The sequence below is a fragment of the Nocardia sp. NPDC058114 genome, assembly GCF_042884695.1.
In the GTDB taxonomy this organism is placed as follows: Bacteria; Actinomycetota; Actinomycetes; order Mycobacteriales; family Mycobacteriaceae; genus Nocardia.
Map to the genome: position 1 here is coordinate 118,936 of NZ_JBHVTK010000013.1, position 25,447 is coordinate 144,382.

The 25,447-nt window shown below is 67.8% G+C and carries 22 protein-coding genes; 12 read left to right on the plus strand and 10 right to left on the minus strand.

The window, feature by feature from the left end:
• Positions 1-169 precede the first annotated feature (169 nt).
• The 4 genes from idi to ACFVVI_RS32185 are packed head-to-tail and all read right to left on the minus strand — an operon-like array spanning position 170 to position 4,292.
• A complete protein-coding gene (idi, locus tag ACFVVI_RS32170) occupies positions 170-730 on the minus strand; it encodes an isopentenyl-diphosphate Delta-isomerase (protein WP_387448181.1) in 561 nt (186 codons plus the stop codon).
• On the minus strand, positions 727-1,599 hold the full coding sequence (locus ACFVVI_RS32175; RefSeq protein WP_387448183.1) for a geranyl diphosphate 2-C-methyltransferase: 873 nt from the start codon (positions 1,597-1,599) through the stop codon (positions 727-729). Before ACFVVI_RS32175 ends, idi begins: the two co-directional genes overlap by 4 nt.
• On the minus strand, positions 1,596-2,873 hold the full coding sequence (locus ACFVVI_RS32180; RefSeq protein ID WP_387448185.1) for a family 2 encapsulin nanocompartment cargo protein terpene cyclase: 1,278 nt from the start codon (positions 2,871-2,873) through the stop codon (positions 1,596-1,598). Before ACFVVI_RS32180 ends, ACFVVI_RS32175 begins: the two co-directional genes overlap by 4 nt.
• A gap of 12 nt (positions 2,874-2,885) precedes the next feature.
• Positions 2,886-4,292, minus strand: a complete 1,407-nt coding sequence (locus ACFVVI_RS32185; protein WP_387448187.1) for a family 2B encapsulin nanocompartment shell protein — start codon at positions 4,290-4,292, stop codon at positions 2,886-2,888.
• Between the two features lie 569 nt (positions 4,293-4,861).
• On the opposite strand from ACFVVI_RS32185, the gene ACFVVI_RS32190 reads away from it, so the two are divergent.
• Positions 4,862-7,819: an AMP-binding protein gene (locus ACFVVI_RS32190; protein WP_378994255.1), complete on the plus strand. Its 2,958-nt coding sequence runs from the start codon at positions 4,862-4,864 to the stop codon at positions 7,817-7,819.
• A gap of 55 nt (positions 7,820-7,874) precedes the next feature.
• On the opposite strand, the gene rffA is transcribed toward ACFVVI_RS32190, so the two are convergent.
• Both rffA and ACFVVI_RS32200 read right to left on the minus strand, forming a co-directional pair.
• Positions 7,875-9,011 carry a dTDP-4-amino-4,6-dideoxygalactose transaminase gene (gene rffA, locus ACFVVI_RS32195; RefSeq protein ID WP_378994257.1) on the minus strand — a complete coding sequence of 379 codons (1,137 nt, stop codon included), beginning with the start codon at positions 9,009-9,011 and terminating at the stop codon, positions 7,875-7,877.
• Entirely contained in the window at positions 9,008-10,048 is a 1,041-nt protein-coding gene (locus tag ACFVVI_RS32200) for a glycosyltransferase (protein ID WP_378994259.1), read from the minus strand. The genes rffA and ACFVVI_RS32200 overlap by 4 nt, the downstream gene beginning before the upstream one ends.
• A gap of 266 nt (positions 10,049-10,314) precedes the next feature.
• Here ACFVVI_RS32200 and ACFVVI_RS32205 point away from each other — a divergent pair, with 266 nt between their 5' ends.
• The 4 genes from ACFVVI_RS32205 to ACFVVI_RS32220 all read left to right on the plus strand — a co-directional run bounded on the left by ACFVVI_RS32205 (position 10,315) and on the right by ACFVVI_RS32220 (position 14,083).
• Positions 10,315-12,510 carry a hypothetical protein gene (locus tag ACFVVI_RS32205; protein ID WP_378994261.1) on the plus strand — a complete coding sequence of 732 codons (2,196 nt, stop codon included), beginning with the start codon at positions 10,315-10,317 and terminating at the stop codon, positions 12,508-12,510.
• Positions 12,507-12,944, plus strand: a complete 438-nt coding sequence (locus ACFVVI_RS32210; protein WP_378994263.1) for a GtrA family protein — start codon at positions 12,507-12,509, stop codon at positions 12,942-12,944. The genes ACFVVI_RS32205 and ACFVVI_RS32210 overlap by 4 nt, the downstream gene beginning before the upstream one ends.
• Before the next feature lie 9 nt (positions 12,945-12,953).
• Positions 12,954-13,178, plus strand: coding sequence for a Trm112 family protein (locus ACFVVI_RS32215; RefSeq protein WP_378636876.1), 225 nt, complete (start codon positions 12,954-12,956; stop codon positions 13,176-13,178).
• A gap of 98 nt (positions 13,179-13,276) precedes the next feature.
• Positions 13,277-14,083: a class I SAM-dependent methyltransferase gene (locus tag ACFVVI_RS32220; protein ID WP_387448191.1), complete on the plus strand. Its 807-nt coding sequence runs from the start codon at positions 13,277-13,279 to the stop codon at positions 14,081-14,083.
• 1 nt (position 14,084) lies between these two features.
• Here ACFVVI_RS32220 and ACFVVI_RS32225 read toward each other — a convergent pair whose 3' ends face one another.
• From ACFVVI_RS32225 to ACFVVI_RS32240, 4 genes are all read right to left on the minus strand, one after another.
• Entirely contained in the window at positions 14,085-14,720 is a 636-nt protein-coding gene (locus ACFVVI_RS32225; RefSeq protein ID WP_387448193.1) for a TetR family transcriptional regulator, read from the minus strand.
• Between the two features lie 28 nt (positions 14,721-14,748).
• Positions 14,749-15,510: an ABC transporter permease gene (locus ACFVVI_RS32230; protein ID WP_378994269.1), complete on the minus strand. Its 762-nt coding sequence runs from the start codon at positions 15,508-15,510 to the stop codon at positions 14,749-14,751.
• Positions 15,507-16,241 carry an ABC transporter ATP-binding protein gene (locus tag ACFVVI_RS32235; protein WP_387448195.1) on the minus strand — a complete coding sequence of 245 codons (735 nt, stop codon included), beginning with the start codon at positions 16,239-16,241 and terminating at the stop codon, positions 15,507-15,509. The genes ACFVVI_RS32230 and ACFVVI_RS32235 overlap by 4 nt, the downstream gene beginning before the upstream one ends.
• A gap of 72 nt (positions 16,242-16,313) precedes the next feature.
• A complete protein-coding gene (locus ACFVVI_RS32240) occupies positions 16,314-17,828 on the minus strand; it encodes a multicopper oxidase family protein (RefSeq protein ID WP_387448197.1) in 1,515 nt (504 codons plus the stop codon).
• 187 nt (positions 17,829-18,015) lie between these two features.
• Between ACFVVI_RS32240 and ACFVVI_RS32245 the strand changes: the two genes are divergently transcribed.
• From ACFVVI_RS32245 to tyrS, 7 genes are all read left to right on the plus strand, one after another.
• Positions 18,016-19,194, plus strand: coding sequence for an NAD(P)/FAD-dependent oxidoreductase (locus tag ACFVVI_RS32245; protein WP_387448199.1), 1,179 nt, complete (start codon positions 18,016-18,018; stop codon positions 19,192-19,194).
• Positions 19,195-19,271: 77 nt separating this feature from the next.
• Positions 19,272-20,162, plus strand: coding sequence for an RNA polymerase sigma-70 factor (locus ACFVVI_RS32250; protein ID WP_378994278.1), 891 nt, complete (start codon positions 19,272-19,274; stop codon positions 20,160-20,162).
• Between the two features lie 130 nt (positions 20,163-20,292).
• A complete protein-coding gene (locus ACFVVI_RS32255; protein ID WP_387448201.1) occupies positions 20,293-21,438 on the plus strand; it encodes a low temperature requirement protein A in 1,146 nt (381 codons plus the stop codon).
• Positions 21,439-21,522: 84 nt separating this feature from the next.
• Positions 21,523-22,131, plus strand: coding sequence for a DNA-3-methyladenine glycosylase (locus tag ACFVVI_RS32260; protein WP_378994282.1), 609 nt, complete (start codon positions 21,523-21,525; stop codon positions 22,129-22,131).
• Between the two features lie 108 nt (positions 22,132-22,239).
• A complete protein-coding gene (locus ACFVVI_RS32265; RefSeq protein ID WP_378994284.1) occupies positions 22,240-22,665 on the plus strand; it encodes a DoxX family protein in 426 nt (141 codons plus the stop codon).
• A gap of 185 nt (positions 22,666-22,850) precedes the next feature.
• The gene (locus tag ACFVVI_RS32270; RefSeq protein ID WP_387448204.1) at positions 22,851-23,699 is read left to right on the plus strand and encodes an alpha/beta fold hydrolase; all 849 of its coding nucleotides are present in this window, start codon (positions 22,851-22,853) and stop codon (positions 23,697-23,699) included.
• Positions 23,700-23,727: 28 nt separating this feature from the next.
• Positions 23,728-25,014 (plus strand): tyrosine--tRNA ligase, encoded by a 1,287-nt coding sequence (tyrS, locus tag ACFVVI_RS32275; RefSeq protein ID WP_378994288.1) that lies wholly within the window; start codon positions 23,728-23,730, stop codon positions 25,012-25,014.
• Positions 25,015-25,447 lie beyond the last annotated feature (433 nt).

Genomic DNA, 25,447 nt, shown 5'->3' on the forward strand with positions numbered 1-25,447 from the left:
GTGCGGACCGTTCGATGTCCAGTTTCGCCGGGCGGCCTGGTCACGGACTGTGGTGAGCCTGTGAGTTCCCCAAGGAACTCTGAACCATCTACAAATATAGATATGCGCATCTAACCGGTTGATCGCCACGGGAGCACCCGAGACGAGAAAGGAAGCAGGGACAGCCGGGTCAGCGCTCGTGTGCCTGGTCGGCGATCTCGAGCACCTGGGACAGCCACGGCGTGAACTTGCCGGGGTTCTCCGCCAGATCCGCACGCACCTCCTGCGGGGGGACCCACGCCCAGCGGGCGATCTCGGCCGGGTCCGGCCGCGGCGGCACATCGCCGACCACGCCGATCAGGACGTGGTCGTACTCGTGCTCGACACGGCCGGTCTTCTCGTCGCCGGCGAGGTAGGTGAACACGCCGACCTTCGTGAGGTCGGCCGCCATCCCGAACTCCTCGCGTAACCGGATCGCGGCCGCCTCGACAACGCTTTGGCCCGGCAGCGGATGCCCACAGCAGGTGTTCGCCCACTGGAGCGGGAACCGGGTCTTCACCGCCGCGCGCTGCTGGAGCAGGACGTGTCCGTGCGAGTCGAACAGCAGCACGGAGAAGGCGCGGTGGAGCGTGCCCGGTGGCCGATGGGCATCGGCCACCGAGCACGCTCCGATCGCCGCGCCTGATTCGTCGACCAGCTCGACGAGCATGGTTTCGCGGTCGGTCGACGGGTCGGCGAGCTTATCGGTCACCTGGCCACCTTATCGGCGACGATCATCAGGTACTGGAAGCTGCCCTCGCGGTAGGCGGTGAGGAACGGCTGTTCGACGCCGGTGGCGAGCTCGGAATGGGTGCGCAACTCCCAGTACGGGATGGTGTCGGGCGTGAGGTCGACGACCGTGGTGGGGACCAGGCCGCTGTCGGACAGTGCGCGGAAGTACTCGCTGCGCGGATGGATCATGCAGCCGTAGTGCGCGTCGATCCAGCTGACCGAGGCGGATCGGCCGCCGGTGACATCGTTGGAGCAGCCGGTGATGCACACATAGCGCCCACCCGGTTCGAGCACGCGAGCGAATTCGTCGAAGAGATCGAAAAGGTCCACGTACATGGTGGTTTCGTTGGTCCAGATGGCCCGGGCCGACTCGTCGACGAAGCCGGTGTCGAGCATATTGCGGAAGTGGAACCCGACCCGTTCGGTCACGCCGCGGGCCTCGGCCTGATCGTTGGCGAAGCCGACCTGGTATTCGGAGATGCTCACGCCGTCGACGTGGCAGCCGAAGCGATCGGCGGCCATGAAACTGGTGCCGCCGCGGCCCGAGCCACCGTCGATCAGCCGGTCGTCGGGGGTGATGGCGCCGAGGTTGTCGAGCAGACAGTCGGCCTGGGCGGTCTCGAGGCGGTGTAGCTCGCGCACGATCCGTTCCTGCCGGGTCTTCTCCGGGCCGTCCAGTACCGACCAATCGGGTTCGCCGATGCCGTAGTGGTGGTGGTAGAGGCCGTCGACCTTGCCCAGTTCGGTATTGACCCGGTCGTCGTTGGGATTGTTGTTCCAGTACGCGGCGACCGAACGCTGATAGGTGGTGCGCAGGACCGAGCGGTCGGGGCTGTTGACGATGGTCATCTGTCGTCCTCTCCTGGTGCGATGTCGTGGTAGCGGCGGCTGCCCGCGTGCCAGGCGCGGTTGCCGCCCATCCAGGCCCACAGCCCGGCCAGGAAGCGGCGCAGCTGGGGTGAGCCCGAGGCGGCGAGGGGGGCCGCCTCCCGTTCGAAGCGATGCATCAGTTCGTCGTGGATCTGGGCGGTGCGCAGCACGGCGTCGGCCCGGCTGCAGCCCTCCTCGGCGGCCAGGACCGTCGGCAGGTTGAACTCCCTGCCACCCGAAAGGTCCTCGCGCGCCATCGAATACAGGTCGTTCACCATCTGGGCGGCCAGCGCGGCGGTGGTGGTCACCCGCCGCACCGCCGGGTCGGCGTAGTCGGCGGCGGTGAGTTCGTAGCCGCCGACCGCGTCGATCGGTGCCATACACGGCAGGAAACTGTGTGGCTGCCGATTGGTCAGGTACTCCCAGACCGGTGGCATCCGGTCCGCGGTGCGCCAGCCCGCCTCGGCGCCGAGCGCGATGAACCACCCCGCGATCTCGGTGCGTAACCGGGCCAGCTGCGCCGGGCTCGCGTACCCCGCCAGGTGCGCGAACGAGGTGCGGAACGCGCGCAGGATCGGGTCGGCCTGCATGGCCTGTTCGAGCCTCGGCGCGTACCGCGCGGGGAGATGGGCCGGATCCATTGCGGCGGCGGCCAATTCGAGCCGTGGCCCGAGTTCGGCGGCGGCGCTGGACGGTGTGCCGTCGGGTGCGGTGTCGCCAGGGGCGTCCTCCTCGCAGTAGTAGTCGTCGACCGACCATTCCGCCACCGCGCAGCGAGCGACGGCCAGTAGCCGGTCGGGATCGTCGCAATCGGGATGGGCGAGCATGATCAACCGGCCGAAGTCGGCCTTGGCGAGCTCGTCGAGACGGCCTTCGTAGAGGCCGATCTCGGTGGCCCAGGCGAGCAGGCCCGCGTTGACGGCCTCGGCCAGCGCCGGGTCGTCACGCTCGGGAGGTGGGCAGTAGAGAGCGGGAATCGGCTGTTGCCCAGTGGAATTCGTCGTCTCCGCAGCGGGAGCGGCAGGAAGATCCTGTGCCGGGAACAATCGCAGGCCGGACGTGCCTATCCCGGTCGGTCCGCGAAGACGACGTGGCGTGACGGAGCCGGTGGGCGCACCGGGGGTGCGTCGGGGGAGCGTCGCGGTGCCGGAGAACAGGTCGGCCGGGGCGGCGGCGCCGTGCAGCAGGGCCGCCACCGCGACAGCCAGATCGCCTGCCGCGATGGGAGCGCCGACCCTGGTGAGGATGGACACGGTCCGCGCCGATCAGTCGGCGCGACGCGCGACGAGCACGTCGTCCAGCACGCCGAGCGCATCGGGAACGAGGACGGCCGCGGAGTAATAGCAGCTCACCAGGTACGACATGATCGACTGGTCGTCGATCTGCTTGAACCGGACGTTGAGGCTCGGCTCGTATTCATCGGGAATTCCGGTCTGATGCAGCCCCACGACGCCCTGATCCTTCTCACCGATGCGCATCGCCATGATCGATGTGGTCTGGGTGTCGCTGACCGGGATCTTGCCGCACGGCAGCAGGGGCACGCCGCGCCAAGCGGGCACCCGGTGCCCCTGGTACTCCACCGGGTCGGGGTACAGACCGCGACGCGAACACTCGCGACCGAACGCGGCGATCGCTTTCGGATGTGCGAGAAAGAATTTGGTGCCGCGCCGCATGCTGAGCAGCTCGTCCATGTCGTCAGGGGTCGGCGCGCCGGATTCGGTGGTGATGCGCTGTTTGAGGTCGCAGTTGTGCAGCAGGCCGAACTCGGCATTGTTCACCAGGTCGTACTCGCGTCGCTCGTAGAGCGCCTCGACGGTGAGCCGCAACTGCTGGTCGACCTGGTTCATCGGATCGTTGAACAGGTCGGCGACGCGGGTGTGCACGCGCAGCACGCTCTGGGCAAGGCTGAGTTCGTATTCGCGGGGGCTGGCGTCGTAGTCGACGAAGGTGCCCTCGAGCAGCGGTTCGCCGGAGTGGCCGGAGGAGATCTCGATATCGGCTTCACCCTTGGAGTTCTGCAGCCGGCTCGACCGCTGGGCCGCTTCGGTGCGGATCTGATCCAGCTCCGGGTTCAGTTCGAGAAATTGCTCGAATTGTTGTCTCGGCAGGCAGAGAATGGTGGTCCTGGTTACCGTCTTGACCGTGTCCGGCCAGATCGCCGAAGGATCGGTGAGCATTTCCTCGCCGTAATAGTCGCCGCCGGACAGCAGGCCGAGTTTGGTCGACTCGCCGTATTGACCGGAGCCGAGCCGGGCGAGTTTTCCGTGCACGACGAGGATCACCTGATCCATCGGATTGCCGAATTCGGCGACGACCGATCCCGGATCGAGGTCGTATTGCACGAATTTGTCCGCGAGCGGGCGCAGGAGTTCGTCGTCGTCGATAGTGCGCAGCGGCGGAAGCTCACGGAGTTCCTGCGGAATCACCCTGGCCCGGGATCCGTCGACGACGAATTCCACCTCGCCGTTGCCGACGGTGTGGGTGAGCCTGCGGTTGACCCGGTAGATACCGCCCGCGACCTGCACCCATGGCAGTGCGCGTGAGAGCCAGCGCGAGCTGATGCCCTGCATCTGCGGTTCGGATTTGGTGGTATGTGTCAGTTTGTGCGCGGCCGTGGTACTCAGGCTCTTGCGCACGGAATTGTCTGTGGGCAACGGCATTTCGATGGTCATGGGATATGTCCTCACCTCGGGACGGAAATCGGCACGGCCGATCGACCTGTGTGGCGCGACAATGCGCGACAGGCTCGGGTGTGGGTCATGGTGCGAAGCGAATGGTCCTGCGCGGATAACCGGGCGTGTGAAACGGTGTTACACGAAATCTGATGCGTGTCAGTACGTTCCGGACGATAACGATGGTAGGCGGTTGCGGTGGCCGCGCGCCGGATATTCGGGAAAACATGGTGATGACCGGGAGAACCGTTGTGCGGGAGGCGATTGCGGACAGCTGGGTGTCCGGGAGTCGCCCGCGATGTGCTCTCTGTGCCGATGCTCGGCCGCATCGCGGCGGCCACCTCTGCCCTGGGCTGCCGGTTCCCGGGCGATCTCGGCCTGACGGCGAACCGTACGAGAGTTGTGACCTCAGTGTTATCGGCCGTTGAGCGGGGCATGTGATTCGAATCGCCGGAACATGCGGCCTGTCACAGCCGACACATAATGGAGGTCCGATGTGGCAAGCTCATATGAGCACATCGGGGTGTGTGAGGTGTGTCACTTTGAGCAGGTAGGGCCAGGTGGGAACGGTGGATATCAGTCCAAAAGGTGTGGTCGGTTCGGTGCAGCGGTTGCTGGCTACCGCGCAGAACGGGCTGGAGGTGATCCGCTTCGGCGGGTTGTCACACGATGTCGAGTCCTCGCCCTTCGAGGTCGTCGAGCGCCGACGCATGTACCGGCTGCGACATTACTTCCCCGACGATACGACGCCGGGGCGTCCGGTGGCGCTGCTGGTGCCACCGTTGATGGTGAACGCCGACATCTGGGACGTCAACGCGGCAGGCGGCGCGGTCGGCATTCTGCACGAGAGCGGAATCGACTGCTGGGTCATCGATTTCGGCTCACCCGCGACCGAGGAGGGCGGCTGGGAACGCGACCTGGCCGACCACGTGCTCGCGGTGAACTCCGCCATCGACACCGTCTGTGAGGCCACCGGCGCGCAGCTGCATGTGATGGGGTACTCCCAGGGCGGCATGTTCGCCTACCAGACCACTGCCTACCGCTACGGCAAGGGCGTGGCCTCCATCGTCACCTTCGGCAGCCCTGTCGACATCGTCAACGGGATGCCGTTCGGTCTGCCCTACGGTCTGGTTTCCGAAGTCGCCGATTTCCTCGCCGACCACGTGATGCACCGGCTGCCGATCACCGAATCGATGGTACGCATCGGCTTCCAGATGCTCGACCCGGTGAAGACCGCCAAGTCGCGCATCGACTTCCTGCTGCAATTGCACGATCGGGAAGCGCTGCTGCCCAAGGAACGTCAGCGCCGCTTCCTCAACAGCGATGGCTGGGTGGGGTATTCGGGTCCGGCGGTGGCCGATCTGCTCAAGCAGTTCGTCGCCCACAATCGGATGATGCTCGGCGGATTCGTGATTCGCGACCACCCGGTGTCGCTCGCTGAGCTCAAGTGCCCGATCCTGGCCTTCGTCGGCGAGGTGGACGACATCGGTCAGCCCGCCGCGGTGCGTGGCATCGTGCGGGCCGCCCCCAATGCCGAGGTGTACGAAGCGAGTTTGGTGGCAGGCCATTTCGGGCTCGTCGCCGGTTCGACGGCCACCAACCACACCTGGCCGATGGTGCGCGACTGGATCGCCTGGATGGACGGCAACGGCACCCTGCCCGAGCAGATCGTGCCCATGCAGGAACACGTCGCGAGCAACGCGCCGCGCACCGCCGCCACCCGGATGGTGCACACCGCCGCCGGCCTGGCCGAGGCGGGCGCGGGCGTCGGCAAGGCACTGGAAGGCATCGCGGGCAACACGATTCGCGGATCGCTCGAAATGGCAGGGGAGGCGGCACGGGCACTGCCCCGGCTGACCAGGCTCGGGATGATCCAGCCGCACACCCGCATCTCGCTCGGCAAACTGCTCAGTGAGCACGCGAGCCGCGCACCGCAGAAGGACCTGGTCCTCTTCGACGACCGGGTGCACACCAATGCCGCCGTCGAGGAGCGCGTCGACAATGTCGTGCGCGGCCTGATCTCGGTCGGCATCCGCCCCGCCATGCGCGTCGGCATCATGATGGAGACGCGTCCGAGCGCCCTGGCCTCGGTCGCGGCGCTCTCGCGCATCGGCGCCGTCGCGGTGCTGCTGGCGCCGGGCGCCGAACTCGACCGGGCCATCGAGCTGACCGGCGTGCAGACGCTGATCGCCGATCCGGAGAACCTGCGCACCGCCGCCGCGACGGCCGCCAGGGTGCTGGTACTCGGCGGCGGCGACAGCCGTGCGCTCGCGGTGCCGACCAGCGATCGCGTGATCGACCTCGAGCAGATCGACCCGGCGAAGGTCCGGGTGCCCGCCTGGTACCGGCCGAACCCGGGCCTGGCGCGCGAACTCGCGTTCGTGCTCGTCCTCGGCTCCGGGGAGCGCCTGGAGGCGAAGTACATCACCAACCACCGCTGGGCCCTGTCGGCGTTCGGCACCGCGAGCGCGGCCGACCTCGACCGTCGTGACACGGTGTACTGCCTTGCGCCACTGCACCATTCGTCGGGGCTGCTGGTGAGCCTCGGCGGGGCGATCGCCGGTGGCAGCCGCATCGCGCTCGCTCGGCCGATGGACATGGATCCGGGCCGGTTCGCCGAAGAGGTGCACCGCTACGGCGTCACCGTCGTCACCTACACCTGGACGATGCTGCGCGACCTGCTCGACTCCCAGGTCTTTCCCGCAGGCCACAACCATCCGATCCGGCTGTTCATCGGTTCCGGTATGCCCGCGGGTCTGTGGCGGCGCACCATCGAACAGTTCGCCCCGGCCAGGGTGCTCGAGTTCTACGCCTCGATCGACGGCGACGTGGTGCTGGCGAATGTCACCGGCGCCAAGATCGGATCGAAGGGCAGGCCGGTTCCCGGCACCGCGCGGGTCGAACTGGTCGCCTACGACCCGGTCAGCGAGCAGATCCTCGTCGGCGACGACGGGTTCGCCCGCCGCTGCGCCGACAACGAACCCGGGCTGCTGCTCGGCAAGGCCGTCGACGGGGGCGACATCTCCGACGGTGGGCTGCGCGGTGTGTTCCGCGCCGGTGACGCCTGGTGGCCGACGGAGAACCTGTTCCGGCGTGACAGCGACGGTGACTACTGGTTGGTCGACCGTCGCGACACCGTGATCCGTGCCGTGCGCGGCCCCGTGTTCACCCAGCCGATCGTGGACGTGCTCAACGACATCACCCCGGTCGACATGGAGGTCGCATTCGGGCTGAAGACCGCGGCAGGCGTGATCGCGGCGGCTGCCCTGAGCGTGCGTGACGGGTTCCGGATCGAACCGGGCGACGTCACCGAGGCGATGCGCGGGCTGGAGCCCGGCCAGCGCCCTGACCTGGTCTACGTCGTCGACGAGATCCCGCGCAGTTCCAGCTTCCGCCCCTCGGCATCGGCGATCCAGGCCGCGGGTCTGCCCAAGGCTGGACCGGGTACCTGGATCTACAACCGGGAGACCGAAGCGTACGAAGTGCTCGGCAACGCCGCGGCGGCGACGCTGTTCGGCGGAAGCTGACCGCACAACGCGAAGGCCGCCCGGCAGAAACCGGGCGGCCTTTGTTCGATGGCGGTTACACCTGGTATTCGGTGACCGCGTCGACGACACGACCGAGCTGAGCCTCGCTCAGCAGCGGCCACAGCGGCAGGCGCACGATCGTCGCCGAGAAGTTCGCCGAGCGGGTGCACGGCACCGGGGTCCGGCCGTACTTGAGGCCCGCGGGGCTCGAATCCAGCGGAATGTAGTGGAACGGCGCGACGATGCCGCGTTCGGCGAGGTGGGCGATGATGCCGTCGCGGCTGTCCTCGCTGGGCATGCGCAGGTAGAACAGGTGCGCGGTGTGGCCCGCGTCGGCGGGCACCGTCATCGGGCGCACGTCGTTGCGTGCCGCCCAGTCGGGCAGCGCGGCCGCGTAGGTGTCCCACACGCGGTGGCGGTTGGCCTGGATGGTGTCGAACTCGGCCAGCTGGGCGTCGAGCACGGCGGCGTTGAGCTCGCTGGGCAGGTAGCTGGAACCGATGTCCTGCCAGGAGTACTTGTCGACCTGGCCGCGCAGGAAGCGAGCGCGGTCGGTGCCCTTCTCCCGCATGATCTCGGCGCGACCCATCAGGATCTCGTCCGACAGCAGCAGCGCGCCGCCCTCACCGCAGTGCACGTTCTTCGTGTCGTGGAAACTCTGCGTGCCGAGGGTGCCGATCGTGCCGAGCTGTCTGCCCCGCCAGGTGCCGCCCAGACCGTGTGCGTTGTCCTCGATGATCGCCACGCCGTGCTGGGCGGCCAGCGCGAGCAGCGGCTCCATGTCGGCGGCGACACCGCCGTAGTGCATCACCACGATGGCCTTGGTGCGGTCGGTGATCGCGGCCGCCGCGGCGGCGGGGTCGATATTGCCCGTGGACTCGTCGATGTCGACGAACACGCAGGTGGAACCACGCAGGGCCATCGAGGTGGCCGCGGAAGTGAACGCGAAACTGGGGACGATCACCTCGTCGTCGGGACCCAGCTCCAGCAGCAGCGCGCCCAATTCGAGCGCGTGCGTGCAGGAGGTGGTGAGCAGCGCGTGATCGGCGCCGGTGATGGCTTTGATCTTCGCCGTCGCCGACTTGGTGAACTGACCGTCGCCGTGACTGTGATCGGAATCGAGCACGGTCATCAGATTGGGGCGTTCAGCGGCAGCGCGGAACGGCCTGCTGAAGATGATGCGGTCGCTCACGCGCGATGGCCCTTCTCCGTCGCGGCTGCCGGTACCGCGGCGTCGACTCGATGGTTCACGGCCGGCGCATGCATCGTATCCGGGCGCGGTGTCGGGGTCTGCACGGTGAGGTAGAGCGGCTTGCCGACCAGGATGTGCAGTGCGACACCGAGATACTCGGCGATCAGGCCGAGCGAGAACAGCATCGCGCCCGAGCACAGCAACATCACGACGATGATCGACGCCCAGCCCTCGGGATCGTGGTTGTCCTGCGTCAACGCCTGCACGATCACCACCGCGGCCATGATCACCCCGGCCAGCGCGAGGGTGACCCCGAGCATGCTCACCAGCCGCAGGCCGCGAGTGCCGCTGCACAGCACCATCTTCCAGAACAGGGAGAACAGGCGGCGATAGTTGTAACCGGACTCCTCGCGCCCTTCGGCGCGCAGCACCACCGGCACCGAGACCGTATTGCCGACGACCCAGGTGAGCGCCACGTCCAGGTACACCCCGTTGGCCGCGACCTCGGCGAGCTGGCGGCCGATGTCGCCGCGGATCAGCCGGAAGCTCTCGAAGCGCGTCGAATCCGGGAACGCGAACACCGTCGCGAGCACGATCTTGGCGCCGCGTGAGGTGAGATTGCGCAGGAAGCCGTGCGGGCGGGTATTGGACGGTTTCGAATAGACCAGGTCCGCGCGCGAGGCCAGCGCCGCGTCGAGGAAGTCCGCGATGAACGCGGGGTCGTGCTGACCGTCCTCGTCCATCGTGACGATCCAGTCGCCCTGTGCCGCCGCCATACCGGCGATCGTCGCCGCGTCCTGACCGAAGTTGCGGCTCAACCACACCGCGCGCACCTGCGGGAAGGACCCTTCCAGTTCCTGCAGGACGACATCGGAGCGGTCGGGGCCGTTGTCGTGCACGAGGATGATCTCCTCGACCGCGAACCGGGCGCCCGCCGCGGTCGTACTCGGGCCCGTCAGCCGGTCCAGCTCGGCGACCAGTGCCGCGATCGTGTCCTCGCCCCGATACACCGGGACGACCACCGATACCGAATGCACCGGGCTCGATCCGTTGCGATCGGGCGCGCCCGATCGCACGACAGTGTCGGGCCTGGACAAAGGTGCGGACGGAATCGGCATCGCGGACACTTTCGGTGTTTCGGAGGTATTGACCCAGCAGTGTGCGCACTTTAACACCGGCGCGTGACACGTCGGTGGAAGCGATCCCGCTGTGCGACGGTGCCAGTCGGGCCGTGTGCCTGTAGGGTCTGGTCCTCGTGGTGGAAAGTAGAACCCCGTCCCGTCGTTCCGTCTATATCTGGGGCTTGATCACCTCCCTCGGAGTGATCGCGGGCTATGGTGCGGTTCTCCTGGCCAACGTTCGGCACTTCTATACCGACGACACCGAATCCCAGTACGTCCCGCTGTGGGTGATGCTCGGCAACCGGCTGCGCAACGGTGATCTGCCGGTGATGGTGCCCGAGCACTGGATGGCCGGGAACTACTCGATCGAGGAAGCCGGGCTGCTGAATCCGCCGCAGTTGCTGATCGATCTCATCGCGCCCTCGGTGGACAACCTGGTGCTGTACGCGACCGTGGTGAAGCTGATCTTCGCGATCATCCTCGGACTCGGCGTCTACCGGATCTGCCTGGCCTACGGCTCCCGGGTGCAGTGGGCGGCGCTGGCCGGGGTCTCGATTTCGTTCACCGGCTGGTTGCTGTTCTTCGACGAGGCCAGCTGGATGACCGCCTTCACCGGCACCGCGTGGATGGTGCACGCGTGGGCGTCGGGCGTGCGCTACTCGCGCGGTCGCGGCGGGCCGATCCCCGTGTTCGTGTATCTCTACCTGGCGATCTCGGTGCAGTACATCTTCCCGGCGGTGGAAGCCGGCCTGATGATCGGCGCTGTCGCGGTCGGTGAGCTGATCTACCAGCGGACCTGGCGCCCGTCGCTGAAACTGCTGACGGTGGCCGGCTTGGCGGCGCTGGCCGGAGCGGCGACCTACCTGCCGAGCATGCTGTCGGCGAAGGTCACCTGGCGTGGCACCGCTCAGATCAACAACGACATGTTCCTCACGGTGCCGTGGTCGGAATCGCTGAACGCGAGCCTGCCCTCGACCCTGCCCGCGTTCACCTCGTGGTGGGGTTACGTCCAGCCGCTGCCGGTGGTCTACATCGCCTGGTTCCTGATTCCGGCCCTGGCGTTCATCGACTGGGGCAAGGCGCGCGCGGCCTGGCGCGAACTCAGCGGCATCGGCCTGTTCGCGATCGCTGCGCTGATGTGGACGGCCGGCCCCGGCACGATCGGCCCGCTGCGCTGGCCCGCCCGCGTGCTGCCGATGGTGGCGCTGGGTCTGCTGCTGCTGGTGTGCGTGCTGCTCGGGCGGTTCGCGACCTTCAAGGACTGGCGTGCGCGGGGTATCGCGGCGGCCGTGCTGATCGGGTTGTTGTGGGTGCGGTCGTTCTCCGCCGACCCACACAACTGGATCGCGCATGTGATCGCCGCGCTGGCCATCGCCGCGCTCGGGGCCGCGCTGGTGTGGCTGGCGGTGAACAAGGGGATCTCGGCGGCGGTGGCGCTGGCGATCATCGCGGTGTCCCCGATCGCGTATGTCCAGGTGGAACGGGCACAGCCGACGCCGATGAGCTGGAATCTGCCCAGCGATCGGGCCGCGGCGCGCGCGGCGTTCCCGGAATTCGCGGGGACCACGCTGCAGCTCGGCGATCGCGCGCTGATCCAACCGGGGGAGCGCACCCTCGACGGCGCCTACGGCTCGCTGGTGTTCGGCAACTACGCCAAGGACATCGAGCGCACCTATGTCAGCGGCTATACCCCGAACGGTCACTTCTGGTTCGGCGACATGCTCTGCATGCGCTGGGACACCAGCGTGTGCCCCGACGCCTACCGCCGCGCGTTCGCGGTCGAGCCGTCGACGGGCAAAACGGTCGTCGATCTGATGAACATCGACCGGGTGGTGCTGCAACGCGCGCTCTACCCGGCCGCGCGGACAGAGCCCGCGCCCGAGGGGTGGAAGTGGGTCGACTACCCCGGCCACGAGAACTACATTTCTGTCCTCGAACGTGCGGACGGCCTGATCTCCACCCGCAACGGCCGGATCTCGGCGGTCGAGAACGCCACCGCGGTCTCGACCTCGGAAAGCGATACGACGAGCCGGGTCACCGTGAGCTCGGCCGCCGGTGGCCGCGTCGTGTTCGCGCGTCTGGGCTGGCCGGGCTACCGGGTGAGCCTCGACGGCAAGGACATCCCGTTCAAGGTTGTCGCGAAGAGTTTCGTCGCGGTCGACATTCCGGCCGGGACGAAGAACGGCGATCTCGAGCTGACCTGGCGTCCGCCGGGCTGGAAGATCGGCGGCGCCGCGATCGGCCTCGGACTGCTCGGACTCGCGGTGTTCCAGTGGCTGTACGTGCGTGGGCGTAAGCCCGACGACGAGGAGCTCGACGCCCCGGCGGCGGAGTCGATCGCCGACGACGACACCGCGCTCGCGAACGCGGTGCGATGACCGCCGAGGCGGCGGGCGGCGTGCTCGAGACACCGGGCCCGCTGCTGCGGATCGTGAAACGTCAGGAGCTGGCGTTCGCGATCGTCGGCGGGTTCAACACCCTGCTCGGCATGGCGCTCGTCGTTTTCTGGCTGCAGGTGCTCGGCGACGGCAGGCCCGGTCTGGCCGTTGTCGCTGCCTACGCGGTGAGCACGGTCGTCGCGTTCGTGCTGCACCGCACCCTGGTGTTCCGCGTGCACGGCCATCTCCTGCGTGACTTTCTCGCGTTCTGTGGGGTCAACGCCGGTGGTCTGGTGCTCAACGTGATCCTGGTGGAACTGGCGGTTACCGGCCTCGGGTTTCCCGCCGCCCCCGCCTCGGTGATCGTCATGGGTCTGGTGGCGGTCGTGAGCTTCTTCGGACACCGCTACATCTCGTTCCGCCGGGCGCGGTAGGTTAGGCACATGGCGCACGAATCCACCATCGACGCAACCCTGCTCGGCCTGCTGGCCTGCCCCCAGGACAAGGGTCCCCTGCAGCTGGTGCGCACCGAAGCCGATGTGAGCGTGCTCTACAACCCGCGTCTCCGTCGCGCGTACCCGATCGACAACGGCATCCCGGTGCTGCTGATCGACGAGGCCCGCGACGTCTCCGACGCCGAGCACGAATTCTTCGTCGCCGAATCCTGATCGGCCCATTCGGCAGCTTCCCCACTGCTCCCGAATCGGAGTTAGGCTTACCTTAGTTCGTGCTGAGGTGCTGACCCGATCAGGAAAGAGTGCGTCCGATGGCTGATGACGTCGCATTGAGCGGCATTCCGCTGACCATGCTGTGGACCCTGCACAACCGTGGTGCGGAGGTGAAGCGCGCCGACGCGGTCCTGACCGATCCGGACTGTGAACGCCTCTACGACACCATCGATTTCGACTACACGCGGACCTTCGGCGAGCCCGACGGCACCCACGCTGTACGTTCGGCCCGCTTCGATGAGGCACTGCGGCCGTGGCTGGCCGCGCATCCCGGCGGGACCGTGGTGGAACTGGCCGCCGGGCTCGAGACCCAGTTCCAGCGGTGCGATGACGGCGCGGTGCGATGGTTGTGCGTCGATGTGCCCGAGGCGATCGAGATCCGCACTCGATTCCTGCCGCCGACGCCGAGGTGTGCGTACCTGCCGATCAGTGCGCTGGATCTGACCTGGCTCGACCACGTCGACCCCGAGCGCGGTGTCTTCATCACGGCGCAGGGGCTGTTGATGTACTTCGCGCCCGACGACGTGCGCCGCCTGGTCACCGCGATTCTCGAACGATTTCCCGGCGTGGAGCTGATGTTCGACACGATCCCGCCGTGGTTCTCCCGCAAGACCGTGCGCGGGTTCCACACGACGCCGGACTACACGGCGCCGCCGATGCCGTGGGGGATCGAGCGCAGCAAGATCGCGGCGCTGCTGCGGTCGTGGAGTCCGGCGGTCGGCGAGGTGACGGTGAGCTCCTACGGTCCCTCGCACGGTCCGCTGGCCGCGACCCTGCCGATCTTCGGCGCGTTGCCGTTGCTGCGCGATGTGCCACCGGCGATCGTGCGGGTGAGGTCGCGCTGAATCACCAACTGCCGATCTCGATCTCACCGGTCAGGTAGCGCTGTACGACTGGGCCGACGGCATCGACCACGGCATCGATCGGCATCGAGGCCAGCGGTTCCAGCGCGATGATCTTGCGGGCGGTCAAGACCCCGATCATCTGGGATGCGGCCAGCGAGACCCTGGCGCGACCGTCGTCGTCGGCGGTGGCGATGCGCACCCGGACCCGTTCCAGTACCACCTGGAGCAGGAACGTGCGCGCGAGATTCTGATCGCCGCCCGCGAAGATGCTGCGGACCATGGCCACGATGCCGGGTCCGGCGGGGGAGTCCCACACCGTGACGACCGCGCGCACGATCGTCGCGCCGAGCTCGGCGATCGGCGCGGCGTCGACGGCTCTGAGCGTGGTGTCCGGGTCGACCGGGAAGTCCACGGCGGCGGCGAACAGCTGCTGCTTGTTGCCGAAGTAGTGGTGCACCAGCGCCGGGTCGACATCGGCATCGGCCGCGATCGCGCGGATCGAGGTCTTGTCGAACCCGGCGCCGGCGAACCGGACCCGCGCCGCGTCGAGGATCGCCAGCTTGGTGTCGGCGTTGCCCGGCCTGCGTCCGGTGCGCCCGGATTTCGCTGTGCCGGCACCGGATTCGCCGTCACTCATCGTGGATCCTCTCGTCGGGTCGTGTTCGCTACGGGGTGCGTCGACGCAGAGTAGCCGCGGCGAGGCCGAGCGCCACCAGCGCGAACCCGGCGACGACGGCGATATCGCGCCACATCGCAGCTGTCGGCTCCGCGTGAACCGACACCTGCTGGAGCGCGTCGACCGCGTAGCTCAACGGCATCACATTGCTGATCGCCTCGAGCCAGCCGGGCAGCCGGTCGCGCGGTACCAGCAGCCCGCACAGGAAGATCTGTGGCGCGACGATCACCGGCATGAACTGCACGGCCTGGAATTCGGTGCGCGCGAACGCACTCGCCAGCAGGCCGAGCCCGACGCCGCACACCGCGTCGACCATCGCGATCAGCATGACCCAGCCCGGGCTGCCCGCGGCGGTCAGTCCGAGCAGCCAGAACGCGACCACGCAGGCGACCGCGGCCTGCGCGGCGGCGGCGAGGGAGAACGCGCTGCCGTATCCGGCGAGCAGGTCGAGCTTGCTCAGCGGTGTGGTGAGCAGTCGTTCGAGGGTTCCCGATGTGCGTTCGCGCTGCATCGCGATCGCGGTGATCAGGAACATCACGATGAACGGCAGGATCCCGAGCATCGTGATGCCGACCCGGTCGAACATCGTCAGCGGGGCGTGCGGCGGGCGCGGTGCGTCCTGGTAGATGAAGTACAGCAGCGTCATCAGCAGGGCGGGGACCACCAGGATCATGGCGACGGTGCGGTGATCGTTGCGCAGTTGTCGCAGGATCCGGGCGGTCGTGGCGGTGTAGGGGCGCAGGGTGGTCATGCGTGCTCTCCCATCGTGATCAGGGTCAGGAAAGCGGCCTCGAGGTTCTGTTCGTCGGTGCGCTCGCGCAGTTCGTCGGGGCTGAGCTGGGCGAGCAGGTTGCCCTCGCGCATCAGCAGCAGCTTGTCGCAGTGCTCGGCTTCGTCCATCACGTGACTCGACACGAGCAGAGTCGTTCCCGCCGCGGCCAATTCACGGAACTGCTTCCACAGTTCCACGCGCAACACCGGATCGAGGCCGACTGTCGGTTCGTCGAGTACCAGGAGTTCCGGCTTGCCCACGAGCGCGCATGCCAGGGATGCCCTGGTCTTCTGGCCACCCGAGAGCTGGTCGCCGAGCTGATCCGCGTGATCGGCCAAACCGACTGCGACGAGCGCGGATTCGGTGTCGTCGCGGTCGCGCCCGTAGAGCGCGGCGTAGTACGCCACGTTGTCGCGGACGCTGATGTCGGCGTAGATGCTCGGCGCCTGGGTGACGTAACCGACCCGGCGCCGCAGCCCGGCGCTGCCCGCCGGTTCGCCGAGCACCGTGACGGTGCCCGATTCCACCAGCTGCGTTCCCACGATGCTGCGCAGCAGGGTGGTCTTCCCGCAACCGGACGGCCCGAGCAGACCGGTGATCGAGCCGCGGGGGATATCCAGGGTGAGGCCGTGCAGAACGGGGCGTTTTCCGCGTTTGACGGTCAGGTCCGCGACCTGGACGGCGATCGGTGGCGGTGCGGTGCGCGACATGGTCGCCTCAATTCATCGAGTGTTGAATTCACTACGTGATGAATTTAGCGCGATGGTTTCGAGGTGGCAAGGTCAGTGGGCGTGTCCCGGGGGTGTCACGGCCTGCTGACCTGGTTCGACAACGGCGAACTGGCCCATCATCCCGACATCCTCGTGCCACAGCAGATGGCAGTGATACATGTACGGCGTCGTCGGATCGGCGGGCCCGTCGAACCGTAGGGCCAGCGTCGTCGCCGTATTCGGTGGCAGGAAGATGGTGTCCTTGGCGCCGGTCAGCTCGGGCGGGGGCGGGCCGCCGTCGTACTCGAGCACCCGGAACTGCACATCGTGGACGTGAAAGTTGTGCGGCATGCCGTCGATGTTGCGCACGACCCAGGTCTCGGTGGTGCCCCGGGTGACCGTGGTGTCGATGCGGCTCATGTCCATGCGCTCGCCGTTGATACCAGCAAGGGTCAGGTCGAAGCGCCGTTGTATGACCGAGTCGGTCCCATCGGGAATCGACAGCGGCACAAGAGTTTCCGGTAACCCAGCGGAGGGGCGCAAGGTCGCCGCCGCGCGCAGTTCGAGCACATCGAACGTGTCGTCACCGCCCGAGAACCGGTTCGACCAGAAGTCGAGACCCGCCGCGAGTTTCTCGCTGCGCAACACCGTGCGCTCACCGGGCCGCATCCGCACCACGATCTCCGCGCGTTCGCCGGGTGAGAGTCGCAGGTGATCGAGGGTGGTGGGGCGTTCGAGCAGGCCGCCGTCGGAACCGATCATCGCGAACGCGCGGGCGTCGTCGAAGGCGAAGGTGTAGATCCGCGCGGTCGAGGCATTGAGCAGGCGCAGCCGCACCAGTTCGTCCCCGACTTCCCGATAGGGGGACAGGGTGCCGTTGACCATGGTGCGGTCGCCGAGGAAGCCGATGTCCCGGAAGATCGCGTGCGCGCTGTCGAGGCGGCTACCGCGCAGACGCATGTCCTGCACGATCACCGGGATGTCGTCCACGCCGTAGGTGCTGGGCAGCGGCAGTTCCGCACTCGGTGCGTCATCGATCAGGAACAGGCCCGCCAGGCCGCGGCGCACATGGTCCTCGGTCGCGCCGTGCGGGTGCGGGTGGTACCAGAGAGTCGAAGCCGGTTGATCCACAGTCCATTCCGGTGTCCATGTCGCACCGGAGTCGACCATCTGGTGCGGCCCGCCGTCCATGGCGGCAGGCAGGTGCATGCCGTGCCAGTGCACTGTCGATGCCTCGGGGAGCTGGTTGCGCACCTGGACCCGCACGCGTTCGCCGCGGGCCGCGCGCACGGTGGGGCCGAGGTAGCTGCCGTTGAAGCCCCACGTCTCGGTGGCGCGGCCGGTCTCGAATGTGGTTGTCCCGGTGCGCATATCGAGGGCGAACACCCGTGTTCCGGTGGAGTCGACTGTCGAATCCGCCAGCGGCGGGATGCGCAGTGGCTGAGTGAATTCCGTGGTGCCGACCGTCGAGATGTCGGCGGAGCTCCAGGTCCACGCCACCCCGGCGCCGATCGCGGTGACCAGGGTGACGACGAGGGCGCACGCGCCGAGCAGGATGCGGCGTAGCCGGCGTGGGGGAGAAGCCATGCGTCGACGGTAGGGACGCGAACCCGGCGCCACATCCGGGTGTGTCCCCGGTGCGACCCTGATTTCCGGTCGCGGATTTCAGGGTTTCCCGCAGGTCAGAACCATGTGACTTGGATCACAATGCCGGGTTGTCACGTTCCGGCGAGCTGCCTTGTCCCATGAACATCCCACCGACAGGAGTACCGCAATGACCACCACTACGCACCGCATCGTCGTCCTCGGGGCCGGCTACACCGGCATGCTGGCCGCGATCCGCCTGGCCCGGCGCACCAGAAAACTGGATGTGGCGATCACCCTGGTCAATCCGTCGGCCCGCTTCACCGAGCGGCTGCGGATGCACCAGATCGCCGCCGGTCAGGAGCTCGCCCACCACGATATCCCGGAAATCCTCGACGGCACCGGCGTCGAATTCGTGCAGGGCTGGGTCACCGCGATCGACCCCACCGCGCGGCGCGTCCACGTCGACGGCATCGGCGAACTAGCCTACGACGAGCTGATCTACGCCCTCGGCAGCACCGCCGAGACCTCCCTGGTGCCCGGCGTCGCCGACCACGCCTTCACCCTCGACGACCCGCGCCTCGCCCACGAATTCGCGGGCAAGCTCGCCACCCTCGCGGCCCAGGGTGCCCGCGTCGCCGTGTGCGGTGGCGGACTCACCGGTATCGAAGCCGCGACCGAGATCGCGGAAAGCCACCCCGGTCTGCGCGTCACCCTGATCAGCTCGGGCGAGCCGGGCGCGATGATGGGCGACAAAGCCCGCGCCCACCTGAACAAGGCGATGGACCGGCTCGGCATCGTCCGCGAGATCGGCGTGCGCGTCGCCAAGGTGCAGCCCGACGCGGTCGAGCTCGCCGACGGCACGGTGATCGGCGCCGACCTCACGCTGTGGACCACCGGCGTGCGGGTCTCACCGCTGGCCGCCGAGGCGGGGATCGAGACCGACGCGCGTGGCCTCATCGTCGTGGACCCGACACTGAAGTCGTTGTCGCACAACATGATTCACGCCATCGGTGACGCGGCCGCCGTCCGCCAGGGGTGGGGGCAGGTGCACGGTACCTGTCAGAGCGGCCTGCCGACCGCCGCCTACACCGCCGACCTGATCGCCGCCGAACTGCGCGGCAAGACAGTGCGGCCGTTCCGCTTCGGGTACTTCCACCAGCCGGTCAGCCTGGGCCGCCGCGACGCGGTCATCCAGTTCACCGACGCCGACGACACCCCGCGCCGCCTCTACCTCACCGGCTGGGCCGCGCGCATCTACAAGGAGCTGGTCAGCAGCAGCCCCGTTCCGACGTTCAAGGCCAGTAAGAAGATGACCATGAACGTGCAATTGTCCAAGGGTGGCAAGGTGACTCGCGCCGTCGCGTGAACAGCCTGCACCGTCGCCGATCGGGCGCCGAGCCTGCTCGGCGCCCACCGACTGGCCGCCGTGACGGAGCGTGCGACATGGTAGATCGTATGGCCGATCAGGATCCGTTTCTCGAACACCGCCGCCTGCTGTTCGCGACCGCTTACCGCATGCTCGGTACCGTCACCGACGCCGAGGACGTCCTGCAGGACACCTGGCTCAAGTGGAACGACACCGACCGCGCCGCGGTCACCCATCCCAAGGCCTACCTGGTCCGCACGGTCACCAATCTCTCGCTGAACCGTCTCACCTCCGCCCGCGCGACCCGCGAAAGCTATGTCGGCCCCTGGCTTCCCGAGCCGGTCCTGACATCGCCCGATATCGCCGAGGACACCGAATTGGCCGACACCGTCTCCACCGCCATGCTCGTCGTGCTGGAAACCCTCACCCCCGTCGAACGCGCGGTGTTCCTGCTGCGCGAAGTGTTCGGCTACTCGCACGCCGAGATCGCCGAAGCCCTCGAACGGTCCGAGGCGAGCGTGCGCCAGATCGCGCACCGCGCGAAGAACCACGTCCACTCGCGACGTCCACGATTCGATACCGACAAGGCCGCCCGCGCCCAGGTCACCGCACAGTTCATGGCCGCCTGCGCAGGCGGCGACCTCAATGCCCTGATGGACCTGCTCGCCCCGGATGTCACGTGCTGGTCCGACGGCGGCGGCGTGGTCACCGCCGCCCGTCGCCCCCTGCACGGACCCGACCACGTCGCCCGCTGGATCCTGGGCGTCCTCGCCAAACCGTCGTCCGCGGGTTTCGAACTCACCGCGACCGGCATCAACGGTGAGCTCGGCACCCTGGCCTCCTTCGCCGGAAACCCCGGCGCCGCCTTCACTTTCGACCTCGTCGACGGACACATCCAGAATCTGCGCTTCCAGGTCAACCCCGGCAAGCTGGCCGGGCTGTACCGCGGCACCGACCTGCTCGGCTGAGCAACCCCTCGCTGACCGTTTGTCGCGCCGGGACGAGCTCGTCCCGGCCGAGAACCCCTCCTGCATCAGGGGTGAAACCTCGTCCCGCGCTGGGTTCGCGCGAACCGGTCACTGGCCCTACCATTCTGCCGTGTCAAGCAATCTCAACGACCGGGCCGAAGGTGGCCAGGTCAGGGCCTCGACCCTGGAACTGTTCTTCGACCTGGTCTTCGTTTTCACGATCACCCAGCTCACCCACGTGTTCGTGCACCATCCGGGATGGGAAGCAGTTCTGCAGGTCTCGCTGATGTTCGGCGTGATCTGGTGGATGTACAGCGGGTACGTCTGGCTGACCAACGAGGTCGCGCCGAGCTCGTCCTCGCGCCGGACCTGGTTGCTGGTCGGGATGTCGGCGTTCTTCATGCTCGCGCTCGCCGTGCCCGACGCCTTCCACGGCACCGGTGTCGCCTTCGGCATCGGCTACCTGCTGGTGACCGCGATCCACACCGCGATGTTCGCCTCGGCGGGCGGGGCGTCGGCCGTCCTGGCGATCCGCCGGATCGGGCCACTCAACGCGGTATCGGCCACCCTGGTCGTGGCGGGCGGCTTCACCCACCCGCCACTGCAATACGTGCTCTGGGCAGGGGCTTTCGCGGTGCAGATCCTCAGTCCCTACCTCGTCGACACCGCCGGGTTCCGGGTGCGCGTCTCGCACTTCTGCGAGCGGCACGGGCTGGTGGTGATCGTCGCGCTCGGCGAATCGATCGTCGCCCTCGGTGTCGGGCTGGCAGGCGAACCGATCACCGTCGCGCTGCTGGCCATGGTCGCGTTGGGGCTGGCGCTGGCGTACGTGCTGTGGTGGGCCTACTTCGGTTTCGACGACGAACGCGGCGAGCACGCGCTGGGCGAACGACCCGACCTCGAACGGGTGCGGCCTGCGCTCGTCGCCTACGACTATGCGCTCTATCCGCTCCTGGTCGGTGTCATCCTCACGTCGGCAGGGATCGCGCTCAGCATCGCGCACGGCGGCGAACCGGTGAGCTGGGCCGCCGCGGGCGCGTTGTCCGGCGGCGTCGCCCTCTACTTCGTCGGACAGTCCTGGTTCCGGACCGCGCTCGGTCTGTCCGGTGCCCGCGGCAGGCTGCTCGGCGCCCTCGCCGTCGCCGCCACCACGCCGATCGGGGTGTATTGGCTCGCCTGGGGCCAACTCGCCGCCCTGGTAGCGGTCGCCTACGCGGTGGTGATCGTCGACGATCGGCGCATCCTGCGCGCCGGGCAGCACAGCGCCTACGCCTGAGTACCGATCGCGTCGGCGTACCTTCGGCCACGCGCGGCAACGGAATGCCGCGCGTGGGTGCCCGACTGGGCGACAATGGCGGTCGTGTCCGCCCAGGAACTGGCCGTCGATCCCCCTACCGCCGCCCGCAGGTTGCTCGGCGCGATCCTGTGGTCGGGACCGGTGGCGCTGCGCATCGTGGAAGTCGAGGCCTACGGCAGCAACCCCGACGGACCGTGGCCCGATCCGGCCGCACACTCCTGGCCGGGGCCGACGGCCCGCAACGCGGTGATGTTCGGCCCGGCCGGGCGGCTCTACGTCTACCGCTCGTACGGAATTCATCTCTGTGTCAACGTGACCGGTGGCTACGACGGTGAGGCAGGTGCGGTGCTCGTGCGCGCGGCGGAAGTAGTCGAGGGCATCGACCTCGCCCGCGAACGCAGGCCCGCCGCCCGCACGGACGCCGATCTGGCGCGGGGGCCGGGCAATGTCGGCAGCGCGCTCGGCATCAGCATGTCCGACTACGGAACCGAGCTGTTCGACCCGTTCTCCGCGCTGCGCCTCGCACTGGAACCACCGGTGCCGCAGTCCGATATCGCCACCGGTCCCCGAGTGGGTGTCAGCGTGGCCGCCGAGATCCCGTGGCGGTTCTGGCTACCGGCCTCGCCCGCCGTCTCGGTCTATCGGCGCAGCCCTCGCGCCCCGATGCCCTAACGACGATTTCGACAGACTTCGCCGACAGCGATGAGTTTCCCGGCGACGGTCCGTCCTATCTGTTGAACGCGCTACCAACCCGGCGCGACCGACTCGAAGGACGAGACCATGACCACTGCGACCCCCTCCGCGAACCTCTCCGACGCCGCCGGCTACCGCCCCGGCAAGATCCGCAACCGCGTCCTGTGGACCCTGCAGATCGTGCTCGGCCTGTTCTTCGTCATCGCCTCCGGCGGCCCGAAGCTTGTCATCCCGAACACGTTGATGGACAACGCCCCCGAGAACCTGACCATCCCGATCGGGCTGCTGATCTTCATCGGAGTCGTCGAGGTGGCGGGCGGAATCGGCCTGATGGTGCCGCGCCTGTCCGGCCTGGCCGCCGCCGGTCTGTCCGTGCTCACGGTGCTCGCCGCGGCGACGCAGGCCTTCATCGCCGACAAGCCCGCGATGGGGATCTTCCCACTGGTGCTGGCCGCGATCTTCGCCTGGATCGCCTACGAACGCCGCGCCACCATCACCGCGCTGGTGCGATGAGCCACCACTCGACACGCTGACAATCGCCGGAGCCGTGAGGTTCCGGCGATTGTCGGCGTGCCGAGAGTTCGGTGACGGAGCTGATCTCGTGCTCCCGATTTCGTCGCCGAACCCAATAGGGCGAATCCCTCGCAGGTGCGACGATCGAGAACCACGTCGAGAAGACCGTACGAGCAGGAGCGCCCGTGTTCACTTTCCCCAGTAGTGACGGCACCACGATCCACGTGCGGAGCTGGCTCCCCACCGAGACCGAGCCGCGCGGGGTCGTGCAGATCGCGCACGGCATGGGCGAACATTCCGACCGCTACAGCCACCTCGCCGAACGACTGGCCGGTCTCGGGTTCGCCGTCTATGCCGACGACCACCGCGGGCACGGGCTCAGCATGGGTGCCGTACCGGGTGACCTGGGCCCCGACGGCTGGAACCTGCTCGTCGCCGACGAGGTCGCGCTCACCGAGATCCTGCGCGAACGTCACCCCGGGCTGCCCGTCACCCTGATCGGCCACAGCCTCGGCTCCTTCGCCGTGCAGCAGTACCTGCTCGACCATTCCGGCCTCGTCGACGAGGTGGTGCTGAGCGGCACGACCGCGGTCGACGGCCTGTTCGGCGAGATCGCGGCCGCCGGTGGTGACCTGCTCGGCTTCTTCAACGCGGAGTTCCAGCCCACCCGCACCGACGCCGACTGGATCAGTCGCGACGACGCCCAGGTCGACGCCTACAACGCCGACCCCTGGTGCGGTTTCGCCATCGACGACGCCAACATGGGCCTGCTCGCGGGCAACGCCCAGACGCGGCTGTCCGATCCGAGCACCGTGCGCGCCGACCTGCCCATCTACGTGATGGTCGGCGACAAGGACCCGCTCAACAACAAGCTCCGCCTGTCCGACCTGCTCGTCCAGCGCTACCGCGACGCGGGCCTTGCCGACCTCACCTACCGGGTCTACGCGGACGCCCGCCACGAAGTTCTCAACGAAACCAACCGCGACGAGGTCGAAGCCGATCTGCTCGCCTGGCTCACCCGCGCACGCGACTGACGAACCGCATGCGGAAAGATGGGTCAGCGTGACCGGCGACATCTTCGACGAACTGACCTGGCGCGGCCTGATCGCGCAGTCCACCGACCTGGACGAGCTGCGCGCTGCCGCGGCCACCGCGCCCCTGACGCTCTATGCCGGCTTCGACCCGACCGCCGCCAGCCTGCACGCCGGCCACCTCGTCCCGCTGCTCGCGCTCAAGCGCTTCCAGCTGGCCGGGCATCGGCCGATCGTGCTCGCCGGCGGCGCGACCGGCATGATCGGCGACCCACGTGACGTGGGCGAACGCATCATGAACTCGACCGACACCGTCGCCGAGTGGGCACAGCGCATCCGGGGCCAGCTCGAGCGGTTCGTCGACCTCGACGAGTCGCCGACCGGTGCGGTCATCGTGAACAACATGGACTGGACCGGCCCGCTGTCGACCATCGACTTCCTGCGCGATGTCGGCAAGCACTTCTCGGTGAACGTGATGCTCGCCCGCGACACCGTCAAACGGCGGCTCGAAGGCGACGGCATCTCCTACACCGAGTTCAGCTACATGCTGCTGCAGGCCAACGACTACCTGCAGCTGCGGCGCGAGCACGGTTGCACGCTGCAGGTCGGTGGCTCCGATCAGTGGGGCAACATCATCGCCGGCGTCGAACTGAACCGGCGCGTCGACGGCGCGCATGTGCACGCGCTCACCGTGCCGCTGGTGACCTCGGCCGACGGCAAGAAGTTCGGCAAGTCCACCGGTGGCGGCAGCCTGTGGCTCGACCCCGAACTGACCAGCCCCTACGCCTGGTACCAGTACTTCGTGAACACCGCCGACGCCGATGTTGTTCGCTACCTGCGCTGGTTCACCTTCCTGAGCCGCGAAGAACTCGACGAACTCGAGCAGGCGACGGCGGAACGTCCCTTCGCCCGCGAGGCGCAGAAGCGCCTGGCAGCGGAGATGACCACGCTGGTGCACGGCGAGGCCGAGACCCGCGCGGCGGAACTGGCCAGCCATGCCCTGTTCGGCCGCGGTGAGCTCGGCGAACTTCCGCTGTCCACGCTCGGCGCCGCGTTGCGCGAAGCCGCGGTCGACGGCAAGGTCGCCGAGGTGGTGCCGGGTGAACCGAACACGATCGTCGACCTGCTCGTCGCGTCCGGCCTGTGCGAAAGCAAGGGCGCGGCCCGCCGGGTGGTCAACGAAGGCGGTGCGTCGGTGAACAACCAGCGGGTGAGCGACCTCGAATGGACTCCCTCCGATGCCGACTACCTGCACGGCGAGTGGCTGGTGCTGCGGCGCGGAAAGAAGAACATGGCGGGCGTGCATCGGATAGCCTGACGTCGTTGCGGAGGCCTGAGTCACATGCGTGTGATTCAGGCCGGCGCAACGGCTGAGCGCACCGCCGTGACCTGCGGAGATCCGGTGCTGTCCAGGCGATTTGACGCGGCGTTATCCGGCGCGTAACTTATTGGAAGTCAGAGCGACACGGACACCAACCCGGAGCCGAGACGCTAGCCCGAGAGGCTGGCGGGCCATGGGAAAACGCGGTAGTACGGGGAAACGCCTGACAGAGCTGAAGATCTTGTGACCAGGCTTACGATTGACTTCGTCTGGACGTGAGGTTAGGCTGGAACAGTTGCCCTTCGGAAGATCCGGAACGATCCGGTCATTCCGTTTGTGCGTGTGTTCTTTGAGAACTCAATAGTGTGTCGATGAATGTCAGTGCCAATATTTATATTGGTTCCAGCTTTCATGTACCCCCCGGTCATGG

What these genes read in the sequence shown, in the direction of transcription:
- ACFVVI_RS32175 (WP_387448183.1), bottom strand. Translation starts at nt 1,599, where the DNA reads ATGACCATCGTCAACAGCCCCGACCGCTCGGTCCTGCGCACCACCTAT.
- ACFVVI_RS32185 (WP_387448187.1), bottom strand. Translation starts at nt 4,292, where the DNA reads ATGACCATCGAAATGCCGTTGCCCACAGACAATTCCGTGCGCAAGAGC.
- ACFVVI_RS32210 (WP_378994263.1), top strand. Translation starts at nt 12,507, where the DNA reads ATGACCGCCGAGGCGGCGGGCGGCGTGCTCGAGACACCGGGCCCGCTG.
- ACFVVI_RS32215 (WP_378636876.1), top strand. Translation starts at nt 12,954, where the DNA reads ATGGCGCACGAATCCACCATCGACGCAACCCTGCTCGGCCTGCTGGCC.
- ACFVVI_RS32220 (WP_387448191.1), top strand. Translation starts at nt 13,277, where the DNA reads ATGGCTGATGACGTCGCATTGAGCGGCATTCCGCTGACCATGCTGTGG.
- ACFVVI_RS32225 (WP_387448193.1), bottom strand. Translation starts at nt 14,720, where the DNA reads ATGAGTGACGGCGAATCCGGTGCCGGCACAGCGAAATCCGGGCGCACC.
- ACFVVI_RS32230 (WP_378994269.1), bottom strand. Translation starts at nt 15,510, where the DNA reads ATGACCACCCTGCGCCCCTACACCGCCACGACCGCCCGGATCCTGCGA.
- ACFVVI_RS32235 (WP_387448195.1), bottom strand. Translation starts at nt 16,241, where the DNA reads ATGTCGCGCACCGCACCGCCACCGATCGCCGTCCAGGTCGCGGACCTG.
- ACFVVI_RS32240 (WP_387448197.1), bottom strand. Translation starts at nt 17,828, where the DNA reads ATGGCTTCTCCCCCACGCCGGCTACGCCGCATCCTGCTCGGCGCGTGC.
- ACFVVI_RS32245 (WP_387448199.1), top strand. Translation starts at nt 18,016, where the DNA reads ATGACCACCACTACGCACCGCATCGTCGTCCTCGGGGCCGGCTACACC.
- ACFVVI_RS32250 (WP_378994278.1), top strand. Translation starts at nt 19,272, where the DNA reads ATGGTAGATCGTATGGCCGATCAGGATCCGTTTCTCGAACACCGCCGC.
- ACFVVI_RS32265 (WP_378994284.1), top strand. Translation starts at nt 22,240, where the DNA reads ATGACCACTGCGACCCCCTCCGCGAACCTCTCCGACGCCGCCGGCTAC.